This window comes from Mycobacterium sp. E2479, from assembly GCF_001667925.1.
GTDB lineage: Bacteria > Actinomycetota > Actinomycetes > Mycobacteriales > Mycobacteriaceae > Mycobacterium.
On sequence record NZ_LZJR01000141.1, the window covers coordinates 1 to 593 of the forward strand.

A 593-nucleotide genomic window follows, 5' to 3' on the forward strand; every position below is an offset into this window, starting at 1 on the left:
CGCCAGCGCAGCCTCGCCGCCTACGAGCACCAAGATGTGCCGTTCGAGGTGCTGGTGGAGCGGCTCAACCCGGCCCGTAGCCGGTCCCATCATCCACTGGTGCAGGTGATGTTGGCCTGGCAGAACTTCGCCAATGATCCGGCCGCCAGCTTGGAATTGGGCGATCTGCAGGTCAGCCCTGTACCGACGGATACCCGCACCGCCCGCATGGACCTGTCGTTCTCGCTGGCCGAATGCTGGAGCGAAGCCGGTGAGCCCGCCGGGATCGGCGGGGCAGTGGAGTTCCGCACCGACGTGTTCGACACGGAAAGCATTGACGCGCTGATCGAGCGGTTGCGACGCGTATTGGACGCTATGACCGCCGACTCGACGCTTCGATTGTCGTCGGTGGATCTGATGGATGCCGATGAGCGCGCCCACCTGGATCGAATCGGTAATCGAACGATGTTGATCCAGTCCGATCCGACTGCGCGGCAATCGATTCCGGAATTGTTCGCTGCGCAGGTGGCGCGTGCGCCGGGGGCGGTGGCGCTGACGTTCGAGGGCCGGTCGGTGACTTACCGAGAGCTCGATGAGGCCTCGAACCGGTTGGC

General features: G+C 64.6%; 1 protein-coding gene. It reads left to right on the forward strand.

All coding sequences use genetic code 11. The features are described from left to right. The coding region (locus A5686_RS21050) for a condensation domain-containing protein (RefSeq protein ID WP_156750165.1) at positions 1-593 on the forward strand (593 nt) is incomplete at both ends.